Consider the following 14,989-nt stretch of genomic DNA (forward strand, 5'->3'; position numbering starts at 1 on the left):
CACCACGGTGTTACTAGATACCCCCGCGCAACAGATAGCGCCTTGAAGTCGATGCTGCCATCGTCTTTGCGTGGAATCTCGTCCTCATCCATATAGCGCAGCTTTTCGCCCATAAACTCCCGCCAGCTATCATAAAACCCCTGGTAGGCGTCCTGGAAGTCGCTCACACACGGAATGCCAAAAGCATCGATGATGCACTGCGAGAAGGTTGACCACACAAAATATGGATGCCAGTCCTCATGACCTACTTCTTCATAGGCTTCAGCCCAGCGAACGGCTTGCGCAAGGGTAAAGGGCTCGCCATGATTCGGAATGTTGTAGGTGTCCATGACCAGCACGTTTTTGCACCCTTCCGGGAACTTCGAGGCTGGAAATAGGTCATGCACGGTATCGGTGGTAATTGAAGCGACCATTCCGCTATCAATGCAATCGAACCACGCACCGAGTGGGGTGCCGTGGCGCATGCAGCCGACCCAAATCTGCGGGATGTCGAGCTTTCTACCTTCAGGTGAGTACGCACTATGTGCAGCAGGTTGAGCCATGATGGCCTCCTTGAAAAAGAATGAGAGTGTAGATATCACCTCTTCTGTCGGTGGCCAGAGTCCTGGCCACCTTCACACATGGGAAAGAGGACTCCTACCGTGCAGCCTTGCGGGCAAGTTCCATTGAGCGAGTGCCTGCGTGTTGGTAGCGCATCGCAGCCTGGATGGTTGAGTGACCAAGATAGCTTTGAATCTCAGCCAGAGAAGCGCCACTTTCTTGGGCATAGCGGGTACCTGCGTAGTGTCTTAGGTCATGAAAGCGCAACCCCGGCTGGTCAATGGCCTCGCGCGCTTTGACCCAATGAGGGCGAAATGTGTGGTAGGAAAGCGGTTTGAGCGGATTCGTTGGAGACGACCACAAGCGCTTGCCTGCTGGGGTATCGAGTGCTTTAGCAGCGATAAAGGGCGCGTCTTTGCCAAAGATGTACACCTCGCGAATACCAGCAGCACTCTTGGGCGGGCTTTTCACCCAGCCTTCTGCTGGTGAGTACGTCCACTCTTTGGCCACACGGATAATAACGCCATCGACGTTGTCAGTGGCCTGACCAGCCTCATTAAGCTCGTAGAGAATCTCAATATCCTTGCGCTCAAGTGCAATGATTTCCCCGAAGCGCAAGCCACCACCAGCAGCAATGCGTACAATATCGCGATAGCGCGGGATGATGAGCTCAATGATGTCGTCGATCTCTTTATCGGTCGGAAAGACGGTCTCGCGGTTACTAGAGGCTTTTGAGCCTCCCGGAACCGTACACGGGTTGGATTCAATAAGACCGTCTTCAACAGCGGTTTTGAGCACGGACTTTAAAAAGTCATACACGCGCGCTGTTTGTGTGGCAGCTTGCCTGCTGGATTCGGCATACCACTGGCGAATGGAAGCAGAAGTAAATTCATCAAGCGGGGTATCGCGAAAGCAGGCAAGCCTGCCGGTGGTGATATAGCGCTCGTATTCCACGCGAGTGCGCATCTTTAAGTGCTGGCCATCACTACGTGTGCGCTCAAAGATCCATGTGTGAGCAAAGTCATAAAAGGTCGGTAGCTTCTTTGTGGGCTTGATTTCTAGACGCTCTTTAGGATGTGTCCACTTACCGCTGGCGATAAGCACTTGCTCGCTAGCAAGCCAACTATCGGCGGCAGCTATCGTCGGAAAGCTTTGGGGAGCTGAGATCCTCACGCGATTGGTACGCGTGGAGTAGGGCGCGTTATAGCGCGCTTGGAACCTACCGTTTTTGAGTTTTCGAATCGTTCCAAAGGATCGAGACTTCTTGTCTGGCATAGCGGGTCTACCTCCTAGTGACAGATCGCGTGGCCACCCGGTGGCCACATGTTGTTACAATCCGTCAATTTCTGGCTATCTGTGTCTTAACTTAACGCGTTTACCAGCGTAAACGCTTGTTAACCAGTATATACAAACTGGTTCGAGCCCAGTTGGAGGAGCAAACAGCGGACTCGTTGACTATAGCAATAGTCAACGAGTCTTTTGCTTTTACGTTCAAGGGTTTGCGGGGTTAAGCCTTTGCGGGGCCCAACTCAGCCCCGAAGCACTTTTAACCTCTCAGAAACTTTGACGAAAGGTTCCTGCTCTATGCTGTCTATGCCTCATCATCGACTACCTCTCGAAGGAACTTTTTCTCATGCGTATTCGTGCTCTCGCACTTGCAACTGCTGTTGCTTGTGCTGTTTCCCCAGCTACAGCTTTGGCTGCTGATGGTTCGACCTACTACTCCACCAAGCAACACTATGAGCCGCAGGGTTCTACCTACGCTGAGGCACCCGCCGGCTTCCAACAGATCTACACGTCGACCGTCAACCGCCACGGATCCCGAGGCCTGTCCAGCTTCAAGTACGACGACCTAGCACAACAGATGCTGGAGTACGCCAAGGAGCACGACCATCTAACCGAGTTGGGCGAAAAGCTCATCCCTCAGGTTGAAGCCATGATCATCGTGAACAAGGAACTCGCGGGCGGTACTGGCCAGGAAGCCGGCTATGGCAACCTCACTGTCGTCGGCCGTGAGGAACTGCAGGGCATCGGGCAACGCAATGCTCAGCGCAACTCCGCATTGATGGACCGCATCGAGAATGACGGCCTTAAGGTCAAGTACATTTCTTCCGGCGAAGACCGCGCAAATGACTCCGGCTGGAACTTTGGTAAGTCCTGGCTTTCGGCAAATCCACAGTTGTCAGACAATCTTGTCGATGGCATGGAGGATGGCCACGTCACCATTGAGACGCGGACCGACCTCATGTACGCGCACAAGGATAAGAATGCCCCTTCCTATGAAAAGTACTCGGAATGGAAAGACTCCGAGACCCTCGACAGCAAGGTCGAGGAGGCGTATGCCAAACCAGCATCACAGACCGCTGCACGCAGCCTGCTAAACAAGATCTTCACCGAGGATTTCATCGCGGGCCTCGAAGACGGCTCCATCAGTTTTGTGGGCAGAGAAAAGGACGACAAGACAGTCGAGGGCATTGTGGACGCCGCCCTGCAGTTCTACAACCTGTACATCATTGCCCCCGCTCTTGCCCATGAGGAGAAGACTCCGGCAGAGGGGTGGATCTTTGACCAGTACATGGATGAGGCGAGCGGCCCGACCTTTGCCTACCTCCTCGACGTTGAGGACTACTACCAGAAGGGCCCTGCTATCGAAGGCCAGACAGTGGCCTACGACAACTTCGAACCGCTGCTCAAGGAAATGATTCAAGGCGTCAAGGACCGCGCCGACGGCGGTGACATCGCGGCTGAGTATCGCTTTGGTCATGCGGAAACCATCATTCCTCTGGCAGCTTTGCTGAAGCTCCCTGGCTCTGAGAAGGGCACCCCACTCGATGAGCTCTACTCGTGGGAAAACTCTGACTGGCGCGGCGACAAGGTCGCTCCGATGGGTGCCAATATTCAGTGGGACGCTTTCCAAAACGAGCACGGAGAGACGCTCGTGCGCATGCTGTACAACGAGAAGGAAATCGCCTTCCACGACGGTTGTGAGCCCATCGCTGAGGGGTCGATGTTCTACACCATCGATGAGCTTTCTGAGTGTCTGCCGCTTGGCTCCACATCAAACCACTCCAAGGCTCAGCTCAAAGATGACAAGAAGCACGAAACTCCTAAGCCGTCATCATCTGATGCCGTGTCTTCCAAGACCGAGGTGTGGGGTATCGTCGCTGCGGTCATCGGTGCCTTGGCAATCGCTGTAGGTACCGCTACTGCCAATGCTGCGCAGATTAAGAGCATCCTCAATAAGTATGGAATCCATTTGCCTTGGTAATCCGCGTAGTTACGGCTCAGCTGGAGTCTTGTGACTAGCGCTTAACCACGTGGACATCCACCCCGCCAAAGAGGCTGAAGCAGTTCACCACAATTTCTGGGGCGCTGGCGGGGAGGTCTGCGGGGTCAACGGCGCCGTCCTCGATCTTGATGTCGTGGCCGCCGAAGAGTCCGACACCGCTCACGCGGACACGGAAGCCTTCAGGAACCCAGACATCGACTCCTCCGAAGATACCGACCGCCTTAATAGTCGTGACATGCTCTTGGAGTACTGCACCGCGTAGATCAATGTCTGTACCGCCGAACATGCCGACCGTGGTGTGGTGAGACGCTATGGGCGCGCCACGGACCGTGGTACCACCGAAGATTCCGACTGAAAGGGCCTGGGCGCCGTGCACGCCTGGCTCGACTTGAGCCAAGACGCGTTCAACAATAGGCACTATCTCTTTGTTCGAGTTCACGCCGCTGAGCTCATGGGGGCGCTGCTCCGCAAGCTCGTGGCTCCCGAAAAGAACTTGCTCGGGGTCCTCGAGCACATCAGAAACGAGGTCGACCAGCTCACCGCGCGTTGTCGCATCGGAACACTGCTGTGAGCGTTCCTCGAACTCATTGACGCTGAGTTGGCCCACCGACATGGCATCGGCCAACACTTGCGAGGCGGTGATGCGCTGGGAGTTTGTGCACTTGATGTCGCGTGATTCCATACCTTCATGTTACGTGGCGTCACGCATGACTGTGCGGAAAAGAACGGTAGTCTTCCCCGCACAGGAGGCGGTTAGGACTCGATATCAGGCGCGAAATCAGGGAGGCGCTCGCCTACTCCAAGAAGCTCAGCAATGGCTGCCACAGCACGCGCTGCACCCTTGCCGTCACCGTAGGGGTTGACGGCATTGGCCATGGCGTCGTAGGCCGCGGCATCGTCGAGCAGCAGCTTCGCCTCCGCAACGATGAGACTGCGGTTGGTGCCGACGAGCTTCACGGTGCCGGCGACAACGGCCTCGGGGCGCTCAGTGTTCTGGCGCATCACCAGAACCGGCTTGCCCAGTGCCGGGGCTTCTTCCTGAACTCCGCCGGAGTCCGTGAGGATAATGGCGGCACGATCTTGCAGCTTAGTGAACTGGTCATAAGGCAGCGGATCCGTGATGATGACGTTGGCTAGAGCCTCAACCTCCGGCAACACGGCGTCGCGGACCTTGGGGTTAAGGTGCAGTGGGAGCGCAAAGTTGATGTCTGGGTAGGCCTCAGCCAAATCCTTGACTGCGCCACCGATTTCCTTCATCGCTTCAAGGTTCTCACGGCGATGGGTGGTGACGACGACGAGGCGCTTGTCGGATGCTGCGGCTTCCTGCAGTGCTGGGTCTTCAAACTCGGTGTTCCAGCTCGCAGCTTCGAGGAGTGCGTCGATAACAGTGTTGCCCGTGACCGCAATGTCCTTGGAGCGAACGTTTTCGCGACGCAGGTTCTCCATCGACCCTTCCGTGGGCGCGAGGTGTAGTTTCGCCACCTGACTGATAATCTTCCGGTTCGCCTCTTCGGGGAATGGTGAATCGATATCGCCGGTGCGCAGACCCGCTTCGAGGTGCACAACTTTCACGCCGCGGTGGAAACCTGCAAGAGCCGCAGCCATCGCCGTCGAAGTATCACCTTGGGCAATGATCACATCTGGGTTCTCGGCATCAATGATCTCATCCAAGCCCACTAGAGCACGGGAAACGATCTGGTTCAGACCCTGACCGGGAACCATCAGATGGAGATCTAGTTTCGGCTCAATGCCGAACATGGTGTTGACCTGCTCGAGCATCTCACGGTGCTGACCGGTGGAGACCGCGATGGATTCGAAGCGCTCGTCCCTGTCCAAGGCAGTGATAATGGGGGCAACCTTGATCGCCTCGGGGCGAGTGCCGTAAATAGTCATGATTTTAGGACGAGACATCGTTCTCCTTGGTGTGAAAGAAATGGAGACACATCAATTCTTCCATATGGGGGAATAGGAAAAGGAAGCGTTAGCGGCTAAGTGCAGCTATGGCGAGACTACGCTTACTGACCCATCGGGGTGAACACGCACCTGCGCACCCAACGCCTTCACCAGGTTAATGCGCTGCCACGAGCCGCTTGCGCCCTGCCAATCCAGTGGGGTGCCGGGCGCGGTGGCGGTTTGACGGAGGACGTCGGCGCGCTGTTCGTAGTTGAGGTTGGGGTGGGCTGCCTCAAGGAGAACGGGCGCAGCTTTCGGGACAATCATGGGCGCGTCCGGGTGGTAGATGGTGCTCAATCCGTAATCGGCCATAGGTTCATACCGCTCGGCGGCTTGGGCAGCGGTTGCATAGGCGGTGCCGGCGGCATTCTGTTCGGACACGAGGGTGGCGATGTCCTTGCCGGTGCGCCACTGGATCTCAGCACGGATTTCGGCTTCGGCTTGGTGGAGGGCATCGCGCATGCGCGGATCGCTGAAGCGGTCCGCCGCAGCGGCTAGGCCTGTCATGCGGCCACCGATGACGTCGAGCGGCGAATGCACGCCCATGACCACGCGGTGATTACCTGCCTCAGCGCCACGCAGAGCCAGCTGCGGGCCGACTTCCGGGAGCATGGTGGCCAATAGCGTGGTTACCCACACTGCTTGGTTGGTATGGCCGGAGGGGAAGGCTGGCGAATCCAGGTAGTAGTTCTTCGTGCCGTCGTTGTACCGGTTAATACGGTCCGGGGCCTGCTGGAAAGGTCGCGCAGCTTTGAAGTAGTGCTTTTCGGCAAAGGTAGAGCTGGCCAACCCACCCGCGCGGGCAAGGTAGCCATTGCCCAGAAGGTACTCGGTTTTAGGCAGGCGGTGCTCCGCCAAGGCATCACGGAAGGCTTGGCCAAGTTCCGGCCCCATAGCATCGGAGACAGCAGCCATGACGCCATCGGTGTCCGCGGCGGCGTCGCGTTGCGCGCGGGCGATGAGGGTGGCGTCGCCAGCCGCGGCGTTGTTGATGGCCACGGCTTTATCGAGGTCCTCAGCCATGGTGGTGGGGTTGGTCTTGATGTCGTCGTAAAGCCGCACCACTTCCCAGTACACGCCATACTGATAGGACGAGACATCGGAGGGAAAGCCCACCAAGTAGTCCGGGGTAAAGGGCCGGGGTGTGGGTGCGCCGGGGTGCTGTACTGGTGCTTCACCGGTGCTTGAGCCCGTCATGGGATCTGCGAGGGCGGGGATAGTGAAGGGAAGATCGGCCGCCTGGGCTGCGGGCTGGGCGGAGGTGGCCAGCAGCACGGCGGCAATCGGGGCCGCCAGCGCGCGGGAAAATGTAGGCATAAGGGATTTCTTACACCCTGCAGGTGTCCGCGACGTAACGAAAAGGTAAACGGCGATGGTGTGCCGCTAGTCTTCCGCGGCGCTGACCTCCCGAATTTCCTCCGGGCAGGCAGCACGGGGTTCGGCGGGGTTTAGGCTGGCAGTGAGAAGTGCCGCCATAGCCACGGCTGCCGACGCCGCATGCGTTCTCTTCGAATTCTCCACACAATTAACCTAACGTGACGCGAGCCGCAGGGGAAGCCCTTGGGGTAAAACTCTTCCCCGCTCCCCACTCAGCCTTACCCTGCGGGCTGGCGGCAGGTAGGCTGTGTCTCAGACGTGTACGTGTTGGCGGAGCCGCCTGCGCGCGTACTGTGAACGCTGATGTGAACGCCACCGCTGGTACTCGTTGCCGGCTGAAGAAGGGGATGACTAGTTTCCAATGATTCAATTTGTTGTGGGCGCTGCCGCCGGATATGTCTTTGGAACCAAGGCTGGGCGCAAGCGCTACCACCAAATTAAGGGCGCTTATGAAAAGGCCGTGAACTCCCCTGTCACCAAATCCGCGGTGCGCTCCGCGCGCAAGGCTGTGGCCAACCGCTTGGATCCGGACCCTCGCATGCGCGAGCTGAAGGACTACAACAAAGGGAAGCGCGGTAAGCGTGGCGCCAGCGGCACCACGGATGGGATGACGGCGGACCGGATTTACGAGCCGGACGAAGATTAGCGCGCACGCTACAGCGCGTGCGCATGGCTGCGGATTAGCGTCTGCGTCAGTTAGCGCACGCCGCGGAAGGCGCGGTCATTGAGCTCGCGGCGAGCTTGCTCGAGTGCGACGAGGTCGGCGAAGAGTGAGTTATAGGACTCTTCGTCGTCCGAGGGGCGCATGCGGCCGAGTTGGGCCTTGAGCTGGGCCACTTGGTCACCCACGCGGGCTTCCTGCAGGCGCGAGAGCACGGAATCGGCGTAGGCCTCCAGATCCGTATCGGGGTTGCCGGTCTCCCCCAGCTTGATGGGTTCCACGGCCAGCTCAGAGACGAAGTTGCGGGCCATAAGATCCGGCATCTCCCCGGCCACGGCGGCGAGCCATTCCACGCCGGGCTGTTCGGCACCGGCGGTCACGCCACCGAGGGTGGAGATAGCGCGGCGGATCGTGCGGTAGGCCTCGTTGGAATAGGCGTCCTCGGTAATACCATCGAAGTAGCTGCCGGCGATCTGCGGGTACTGCAGGGCCAGCTTGAGGGCCTCGCGCTGTGGCCACAGGTGTGGCTCGCGGGGACCGGGGATGTGCATGACGGGAGTATTGGCCTGCGCCGGTGCTGAGGACGTTTCCTCCAAGCTGGCAAAACGCGGGCGCTCCTGCTTTTTAGGTTTGCGGGCCTCCTGGCGCACCTGGTGGAGGACTTCCTCTGGGTCGGGCCAGCCCACCCACCCGGCGAGGCGACGGGCGTATTCGCGCTGCAGGGGTTGGTCCCGGATTTGGGCTACGACGGGCACGGCACGGCGCAGTGCTTGGAGGCGGCCTTCGGCCGAGTCGATGCTAAAGTCCGCGATGACGGAGCGAATGACGAACTCAAACATGGGGATGCGGTCCGCCACGAGGTCGCGCACGGCGGCATCGCCGCGCTCGAGGCGCAGGTCGCAGGGGTCCATGCCGTCGGGCGCAACGGAGACAAAGGACTGACCGGTGAACTTCTGCTCGCCCTCGAAGGCGCGCATGGCGGCTTTTTGGCCGGCCTCGTCGCCGTCGAAGGTGTAGATGAGCTCGCCGTGGAAGTAGGAATCATCGAGCATGAGGCGGCGCAACACTTGGAGGTGGTCCCCGCCGAAAGCGGTGCCACAGGAGGCTACGGCGGTCTTCACACCGGCGGCATACATGGCCATGACATCCGTGTAGCCTTCCACCACCACGGCCTGGTGCTGCTCCGCGATGTTGCGCTTGGCCAAGTCGAGGCCGAAGAGCACTTTGGACTTGCGGTAGAGCATGGTTTCGGGCGTGTTCATGTACTTGCCCAGCTTGTCATCGTCGAAAAGCTTGCGGGCACCGAAGCCGATGACGTTGCCGGAGAGATCCTTAATGGGCCATAGCAGGCGGCGATGGAAGCGGTCAATGGGGCCGCGCTTGCCCATCTTGGAAATACCTGCGGCCTCTAGCTCTTCGAAGGAAAAGCCCATGCGTAGCAGGTGCTTGGTGGCGGTATCCCAGCCCTCAGGCGCGTATCCACATTCAAAGTCGTAGATGATGTCCTTGGAAAAGCCTCGGTCCAGGAGGAACTCGCGGCCGGTAGCTGCCTGCGGGGTTTCTAACTGCTGGCGGTAGAACTCGTGCGCGGCCTTGTTGGCGGAGATAAGCCTTTGGCGGGTGCCGGGCTTTTCATCACGGGCACCGGTAGAGCCGCCTTGATAGTTGATGTGGTAGCCAATTTTTTGGGCTACCGCCTCCACGGCTTCCGGGAAGGTGACCTGTTCCATCTCCATGAGGAAGCTAAAGACATCACCGCCTTTACCCGTGGAGAAGCAGTGATAATAGCCGCGCTGCGGGCGCACGTGGAAGGACGGGGTCTTCTCATCTTTGAAGGGGCTCAGCCCCTTCAAAGAGTCGTAGCCAGCGGGTTTGAGCTGGACGTATTCGCCCACGATTTCTTCAATAGGCGCGCGTTCACGGATAGCTTGGATGTCGCTGTCCGGAATTCTGCCTCGTGCCATGCGTACAGAGTACCCCGCGCGGTGGACATGGAGCCATCGACGGTCAGGAGTCCTGTCTCGCGGCTTACAGTACGCGTGGACGGGATTTCAGTTTCGGCCCTATAGCTGCAATGATGGGAGGCATGTCCCAGTCCTCCCCCTCTAAGAAATCGCTACCTGCCTTGATTGGCGGTGCGGTGCTTGTGCTCGTTGCGGGTTACTTCGGCATCGACCTCGGTGGCGATGGCGGGAGCAGCAACAGCGGCCGGGCGGAACAGACCTCGGAGAAGGGTGAAAAGGGGGACATCGCCAAGCATGGCTCCGAGGAAGGTGACCTGCCCACCTGCGCAATGGACTCCCTACCCGAGCAGGCGGAGGAGACCGCGCAGGACATTCTGGCCGGCGGACCCTATGACTATCCGGACAATGACAACGTGCGCTTTGGCAATTATGAGGGCGTGCTGCCGCAGCAGGATAAGAATTATTACCGCGAATACACGGTGGAAACGCCAGGCATTGGTCACCGTGGCGCTAAGCGCATTGTCACTGGTGGTGGCAGTGAGACGGACCCGGACGTGTGGTACTACACCGATGACCACTACGAGAGCTTCTGCACGATTCCCGACGCCGAGTAGTGCGCAAGAACTAAAGGATTGTTAAACAGCATGGACCGCATTCTCATTACGGAGGCTATCCGCAGCCGCGAGGATTTCTATGGCGCGCTGGGCCGTCTGCGCAGCAACGCGGCGGGGGCGCCGCACAACCTCGATGACCTCGCGGATTTCTTGCGGGAGCAGCACATTCAGGCGATTATCGCCGCCGACTTTGACCTAGAGCAGGATGACTTGTCGCGGATTTCCTCGGTGTTGGAGGATCAGGGCGTAGCGCTCGTGCGCTAGCTAAGGAATCCGAAAAGCTCGGCGCTGCGCTGGGCAAGGCGTTCGAGTCGGGATTCGGTCATGGAGGCGATCTGGTCGATGATGGCGCGGTCGCGCTCCAGATCGTTCTCGGCCTGGTTCCACCACAGGGCGAAGGTGGCATCCAGCGAGCCGGGGGCGCCGGCGACAAGGTAGTCGTAGACGCGGTAGATGCGCTCGCGCTGGCGGTCTTGGCGGGCAAGGTGGGCAGGCTCGTCCATGACGTAGAGGACGGCGATGGTCTTGAGCAGGGTAACTTCCGCGACTGCTCCTGAAGGGACGTGGAGGTCACCATTCATGCGGCCGAGTGGACCGTCATTGGCTTCGAGGGTGGCGGAGACGGTAGCGCCTACGTAGCGGCCGACGAGCTCGGAGGTCATCTTCTTTAAGTTGGTATAGGAGCGCAGGGAATAGTCGAAGTTGCCGATGGCATTGATGATGTCCAGTTGGCGCAGGCGGTCGGCGGCCTCGAGGAGCTCGTCGGCGGTACCTCCGAAGGCCTTGGCGCCTTTGTCCGCGAGGTGGGCCAGCTCGACTAGGTCCCAGAGCACGCTGAGCGAGATACGGCGGGAGATGATGCCGTCTTCGACGTCGTGGACGGAATAGGCGATGTCATCTGACCAGTCCATCACCTGGGCTTCCATAGACTTGCGCTGGTCGGAGTGGCCCTTTCGGAGCCACTCCAAGACACCCGCGTCTTCGTCGTAGGCGCCGTATTTGCGGTTGAGTGTGCCGTCGGGGTTGGTCTTGGTCCAGGGATATTTGCAGGCGGCATCGAGAGAGGCGCGGGTGAGGTTGAGGCCATAGCTGTTCAGGCCTTCAGGTGTCTCGAGAACCACTTTGGGTTCCAGCTTGGTGAGGATGCGCAGGGTTTGGGCGTTGCCTTCGAAGCCGCCGAGGGCTACCTCGTTGAGCGCGTTCTCACCGTTGTGGCCGTAGGGTGGGTGGCCGATGTCGTGGGTCAGACCGGCCATATCGCACAGATCGGGGTCTAGGCCCAAGCCAGCGCCGATGCTGCGCGCAATCTGGCTGACCTCCAGGGAGTGGGTCAGGCGAGTACGCGGGGTATCGCCATCGCGGGGGCCAACGACCTGTGTCTTATCCGCCAGACGGCGCAGGGCCGCCGAATGCAGGACGCGGGCGCGGTCCCGGGAGAAGGCGCCGCGATGCTCCTCAGTGGAACTTAGGGCTGAGCCTTTGGGGCTCTCGGCGGCCAAGCGGGCGACGTCATCGGCGGAATAGTTGTAGCTCACAGGGCTTTAGTTTAGGCGCTGTCCTTATCCTGCTGGGGCTGCCTCGCGCCAATGACGCGGTGGCGCAGAGCCTGGTTGGGGCGGATAATGCGCTCGATGCGGTAGAAAGCCGTGCGCAGGCCGGCGGAGCGCTTCTCCCCTACGACGGTGCGCAGGCCCAGATAGATAAGCCCGCCAACCTCGTGGGCTAGGTAGCGCCACCACGGGATGGAAAAACGCGGCGAAGGGTAATAAGGCGTGCCGAGGACGGTGGCCGTGATTCCTTCCTGGCGGGCAATGAGGAAGGTGCGCAGGCGATGGAGCGGATCGGTGACGATGACAGCCTCGCGCACGTTGAGCTTCTCGCGTGCGGCGGACAGCGAGCTGCGGGTGTCGAGGCCTTCGGTGAGGGCGGTGACGTTAAGGGGGACGTCGGCAAGCATGCCCTTAGCTACCCCAGCTTCGGTGAACCTGTCTCCGGGCAAGTTGCCGCCGACGGTGATGATGGGGAGGTTGTGCGCGGTGGCGTACTCGGCGGCGTAGCGCACGCGGCCAGTCAGGATTCGGGAGGGGCGGCCGTCGTACTGCGCGGCGCCTAAGACAATAACGTATTTCACTGCCTCACTACCTTAGCGCTGGGAAGGTATCGTGGTGCGCATGACTACTGCTGCTCGTATTGGCCGCGCTGCCCTTGCCGCCCTCGTGTTGGGATGTGCGACGGCCGGGCCTGCTTTGGCCACGGAATTCGTTGTTGCCGCACCTGAGGCTGCCTCGCTCAAGGACAAGGTGACGGATGAGGCTGGGGTGCTCTCAAGCTCGGAGAAGTCCGAGTTGGAGGACAAGATTGTCACGCTGCAGCAGGAACACCACGTGGTGATTTTCGTGGTCTTTGCGTCCTCACTGCCGGAAGGTGCGGAAGCCTATGCGGGTGAGATTGTGAAGGCCAAGGGGCCGAATTCCGCTGCCTATGTGGTGGGCGTGGAGGATTCCACGATGGGCGTGCAGACCGGCAATGAGTGGCCGCGCGGGCGCCTGGACGCGATGTATGACGCGGCGTACGGCAAGTTGGCTGGGGGCCGCGAGTATGGGGCGTCGGCGCTGGCGCTTGTCGACGCTGCCTCGTCCGGCTCGTCCGGTTCTTCCGGTTCCTCTGGCTCTTCGGGCTCCTCCGACGGCTCCGGAGGCTCCGGAGGCTCCGATGGCAATGGTGGGCTGTGGCTGGCTGGTGGCGCCGGTGCCTTGGTGGTAGCTGGCGGCGGCATTGCGGCGGCGAGCCGGCGCAAGACCAAGAAGGACTCGGCAGCCGCGTTGGAATCCGCGCGCCAGATTGAGCCGGGGAATACCTCGCAGCTTGATCGTCTGGATATGGCCACTCTGTCTCAGCTGGCACAAGAGGAGTTGGTCTCTACCGACGAGTCCATCCGTCGTGGCAAGGAAGAGCTCGATATCGCGGTATCCGAATTCGGCCCAGAGCGAACCCGGCCGTTCACGCGCGCGATGAACCACTCTACGCTGACTTTGCAAAAGGCCTTCCAGCTGCAGCAGCAGCTCAATGACAACCTGCCGAAATCTGAGGGTGAGCGCCGCCAGATGCTGGTGGAGATTATTTCCTCTTGTGGCCAGGCTGACGATGCCCTCGACGCGCAGGCAGCGGACTTCGCCCAGATGCGTGACCTGCTGATTAACGCCGGCTCGAAACTCGATGAACTCACGCGCCGCACGGTGGATCTGCGTGGCCGCTTGCCGCAGGCTCGTACCACCTTGTCCACCCTTGGCGGTTCCTATTCCGAGGAGGCATTGTCCTCCATCGCGGATAATCCGGAGATGGCGGAGGTCTCGCTCTCCGAGGCCGAGAAGTTACTCGAGCGCGGCCGTTCGCTGCAGTCCCAACCTGCCGGCCAGCAGGGGCCGCTCGTGGGTATTATCCGCGATGCCGAACATGCCCTTGAGGTCTCTGACCGACTGCTCACCGGTGTGGAGAACGCCGAGAACTCCATCGCTTCTGCCAAGGACAACCTGCCGGCGCTCATCGATGAGGTCGAGAGCGAAATCGCCGAAGCCCAGCAGCTGGAGCAGCAGGGCAAGGCCCAGGGCTCGCCTGCCGATTGGTCCGCGCTGGAGGACTTGCTTTCCACGGCGCGGGCCGCCATGGACCAGGCGCGCAACAACGGCCAGGCTGACCCGTTAGGCCAGTACACCGCGCTGACGGCTATCGATACCAAGCTCGACGAGCAACTCGACACCGTCCGCGAAACCAATTCCACTCGTGAGCGCCAGATCGCGCTCTACCGCCAACAAATCGCCGCGGCGGAATCCGCCATCCAGGCAGCCGAGGACCTGCTCTCCTCCCGCGGCCGCGTGGTGGGCCCCGATGCACGTGTCGCGCTTGCCGATGCCACCCGCCTCTACGCTCAAGCTCAGAATTCCGCATCCAAGGACCTGCGTGCGGCGCTCAACTTCTCCCGCGATGCGGCTGCGGCTGCCCAGACCTCGCTGAGGCGCGCCAAGGCGGACCTGGAGGCGTATCGCCGCCAGGAGCAGCGCCGCCAAGCCACCGATGCTGCGGGCAATATCCTCACCGGCATGGTGCTGGGCCAAGTCCTCGGCGGCGGTAGCTCTCGCGGCCACGGCGGCGGCTTCGGTGGCGGCTTTGGCGGTGGCGGCTTTGGCGGTGGTGGCTTCTCGGGCGGCGGTGGCTTCTCGGGCGGCGGTGGCGGCGGCTTCCGCGGCGGCTCCTTCTAGCCGCGCTGTACCGCATTTGACATCGGGCGATTGGACTCCGGTTCGGTAGTCGTCCATGCAGATGCTCGGGTACGGGGTTGGTGCACATACATGGTAGGTGTAAGCCGGTCATGCACATGGTTCTAGTCAAAAGGTTGCAGTCAAACGGTTTACCTGGAGGCAAGTAAACCTTCTGCACCGAGCTAGAAGGTTCGTTTGGGGGGAAACAAACCTTATGACTGTAGCCATCTGACTAGAACCCTCTACTGGCATACCAAGCCAAGCAAGCACACGAGGAGAGCTCCTCTTCGAGGACAAACTCCGCTTCTCACATGCCGGTGCAGGATATATCTCGG

Annotated in this window: 14 protein-coding genes; 5 read left to right on the forward strand and 9 right to left on the reverse strand. The window is 60.2% G+C overall.

The annotated features are described in order from the left end of the window. Together HMPREF2875_RS04300 and HMPREF2875_RS04305 are read right to left on the reverse strand one after the other, a co-directional pair. Positions 1-542 (reverse strand): hypothetical protein (locus tag HMPREF2875_RS04300; RefSeq protein ID WP_141754570.1); only part of this gene is annotated, 542 nt, incomplete at its 3' end. A 94-nt stretch (positions 543-636) separates the two neighbouring features. After that, the gene (locus tag HMPREF2875_RS04305; protein WP_070670639.1) at positions 637-1,815 is read right to left on the reverse strand and encodes a tyrosine-type recombinase/integrase; all 1,179 of its coding nucleotides are present in this window, start codon (positions 1,813-1,815) and stop codon (positions 637-639) included. 358 nt (positions 1,816-2,173) lie between these two features. Between HMPREF2875_RS04305 and HMPREF2875_RS04310 the strand changes: the two genes are divergently transcribed. Next, positions 2,174-3,808, forward strand: a complete 1,635-nt coding sequence (locus HMPREF2875_RS04310) for a histidine phosphatase family protein (protein ID WP_070670641.1) — start codon at positions 2,174-2,176, stop codon at positions 3,806-3,808. A 34-nt stretch (positions 3,809-3,842) separates the two neighbouring features. Here the strand turns inward: HMPREF2875_RS04310 and HMPREF2875_RS04315 are convergent, their stop codons facing one another. From HMPREF2875_RS04315 to HMPREF2875_RS13670, 4 genes are all read right to left on the reverse strand, one after another. Next, the gene (locus tag HMPREF2875_RS04315; protein ID WP_070670643.1) at positions 3,843-4,511 is read right to left on the reverse strand and encodes a DUF1707 SHOCT-like domain-containing protein; all 669 of its coding nucleotides are present in this window, start codon (positions 4,509-4,511) and stop codon (positions 3,843-3,845) included. 71 nt (positions 4,512-4,582) lie between these two features. Continuing rightward, complete coding sequence (gene wecB / locus HMPREF2875_RS04320) at positions 4,583-5,740, reverse strand: non-hydrolyzing UDP-N-acetylglucosamine 2-epimerase (RefSeq protein WP_070670645.1); 1,158 nt, start codon at positions 5,738-5,740, stop codon at positions 4,583-4,585. A gap of 87 nt (positions 5,741-5,827) precedes the next feature. Further along, on the reverse strand, positions 5,828-7,099 hold the full coding sequence (locus HMPREF2875_RS04325) for a phosphatase PAP2 family protein (RefSeq protein WP_070670647.1): 1,272 nt from the start codon (positions 7,097-7,099) through the stop codon (positions 5,828-5,830). Between the two features lie 66 nt (positions 7,100-7,165). After that, entirely contained in the window at positions 7,166-7,303 is a 138-nt protein-coding gene (locus tag HMPREF2875_RS13670; protein WP_168165562.1) for a hypothetical protein, read from the reverse strand. Between the two features lie 217 nt (positions 7,304-7,520). Between HMPREF2875_RS13670 and HMPREF2875_RS04330 the strand changes: the two genes are divergently transcribed. Continuing rightward, entirely contained in the window at positions 7,521-7,805 is a 285-nt protein-coding gene (locus HMPREF2875_RS04330) for a hypothetical protein (protein ID WP_070670649.1), read from the forward strand. Positions 7,806-7,855: 50 nt separating this feature from the next. On the opposite strand, the gene dnaG is transcribed toward HMPREF2875_RS04330, so the two are convergent. Beyond that, positions 7,856-9,784 (reverse strand): DNA primase, encoded by a 1,929-nt coding sequence (dnaG, locus tag HMPREF2875_RS04335; protein WP_070670651.1) that lies wholly within the window; start codon positions 9,782-9,784, stop codon positions 7,856-7,858. A gap of 122 nt (positions 9,785-9,906) precedes the next feature. On the opposite strand from dnaG, the gene HMPREF2875_RS04340 reads away from it, so the two are divergent. Together HMPREF2875_RS04340 and HMPREF2875_RS04345 are read left to right on the forward strand one after the other, a co-directional pair. Continuing rightward, entirely contained in the window at positions 9,907-10,398 is a 492-nt protein-coding gene (locus HMPREF2875_RS04340) for a guanyl-specific ribonuclease (RefSeq protein ID WP_070670652.1), read from the forward strand. A gap of 30 nt (positions 10,399-10,428) precedes the next feature. Then, positions 10,429-10,662, forward strand: coding sequence for a hypothetical protein (locus HMPREF2875_RS04345; protein WP_039676338.1), 234 nt, complete (start codon positions 10,429-10,431; stop codon positions 10,660-10,662). On the opposite strand, the gene HMPREF2875_RS04350 is transcribed toward HMPREF2875_RS04345, so the two are convergent. Beyond that, positions 10,659-11,933 (reverse strand): deoxyguanosinetriphosphate triphosphohydrolase, encoded by a 1,275-nt coding sequence (locus HMPREF2875_RS04350; RefSeq protein ID WP_070670654.1) that lies wholly within the window; start codon positions 11,931-11,933, stop codon positions 10,659-10,661. The genes HMPREF2875_RS04345 and HMPREF2875_RS04350 overlap by 4 nt on opposite strands. An 11-nt stretch (positions 11,934-11,944) precedes the next feature. Continuing rightward, the gene (locus HMPREF2875_RS04355) at positions 11,945-12,529 is read right to left on the reverse strand and encodes a YdcF family protein (protein WP_070670656.1); all 585 of its coding nucleotides are present in this window, start codon (positions 12,527-12,529) and stop codon (positions 11,945-11,947) included. A 40-nt stretch (positions 12,530-12,569) separates the two neighbouring features. Here HMPREF2875_RS04355 and HMPREF2875_RS04360 point away from each other — a divergent pair, with 40 nt between their 5' ends. After that, positions 12,570-14,654, forward strand: a complete 2,085-nt coding sequence (locus HMPREF2875_RS04360; RefSeq protein WP_070670659.1) for a TPM domain-containing protein — start codon at positions 12,570-12,572, stop codon at positions 14,652-14,654. The last annotated feature ends 335 nt before the right edge of the window (positions 14,655-14,989 follow it).

The sequence above is a fragment of the Corynebacterium sp. HMSC078H07 genome (genome assembly GCF_001812805.1).
Taxonomy (GTDB): domain Bacteria; phylum Actinomycetota; class Actinomycetes; order Mycobacteriales; family Mycobacteriaceae; genus Corynebacterium.

Coding starts and splice junctions, on each gene's coding strand:
- HMPREF2875_RS04305 (WP_070670639.1), bottom strand. CDS start 1,815: ATGCCAGACAAGAAGTCTCGATCCTTTGGAACGATTCGAAAACTCAAA.
- HMPREF2875_RS04310 (WP_070670641.1), top strand. CDS start 2,174: ATGCGTATTCGTGCTCTCGCACTTGCAACTGCTGTTGCTTGTGCTGTT.
- HMPREF2875_RS04315 (WP_070670643.1), bottom strand. CDS start 4,511: ATGGAATCACGCGACATCAAGTGCACAAACTCCCAGCGCATCACCGCC.
- wecB (WP_070670645.1), bottom strand. CDS start 5,740: ATGTCTCGTCCTAAAATCATGACTATTTACGGCACTCGCCCCGAGGCG.
- HMPREF2875_RS04325 (WP_070670647.1), bottom strand. CDS start 7,099: ATGCCTACATTTTCCCGCGCGCTGGCGGCCCCGATTGCCGCCGTGCTG.
- HMPREF2875_RS04330 (WP_070670649.1), top strand. CDS start 7,521: ATGATTCAATTTGTTGTGGGCGCTGCCGCCGGATATGTCTTTGGAACC.
- dnaG (WP_070670651.1), bottom strand. CDS start 9,784: ATGGCACGAGGCAGAATTCCGGACAGCGACATCCAAGCTATCCGTGAA.
- HMPREF2875_RS04340 (WP_070670652.1), top strand. CDS start 9,907: ATGTCCCAGTCCTCCCCCTCTAAGAAATCGCTACCTGCCTTGATTGGC.
- HMPREF2875_RS04345 (WP_039676338.1), top strand. CDS start 10,429: ATGGACCGCATTCTCATTACGGAGGCTATCCGCAGCCGCGAGGATTTC.
- HMPREF2875_RS04360 (WP_070670659.1), top strand. CDS start 12,570: ATGACTACTGCTGCTCGTATTGGCCGCGCTGCCCTTGCCGCCCTCGTG.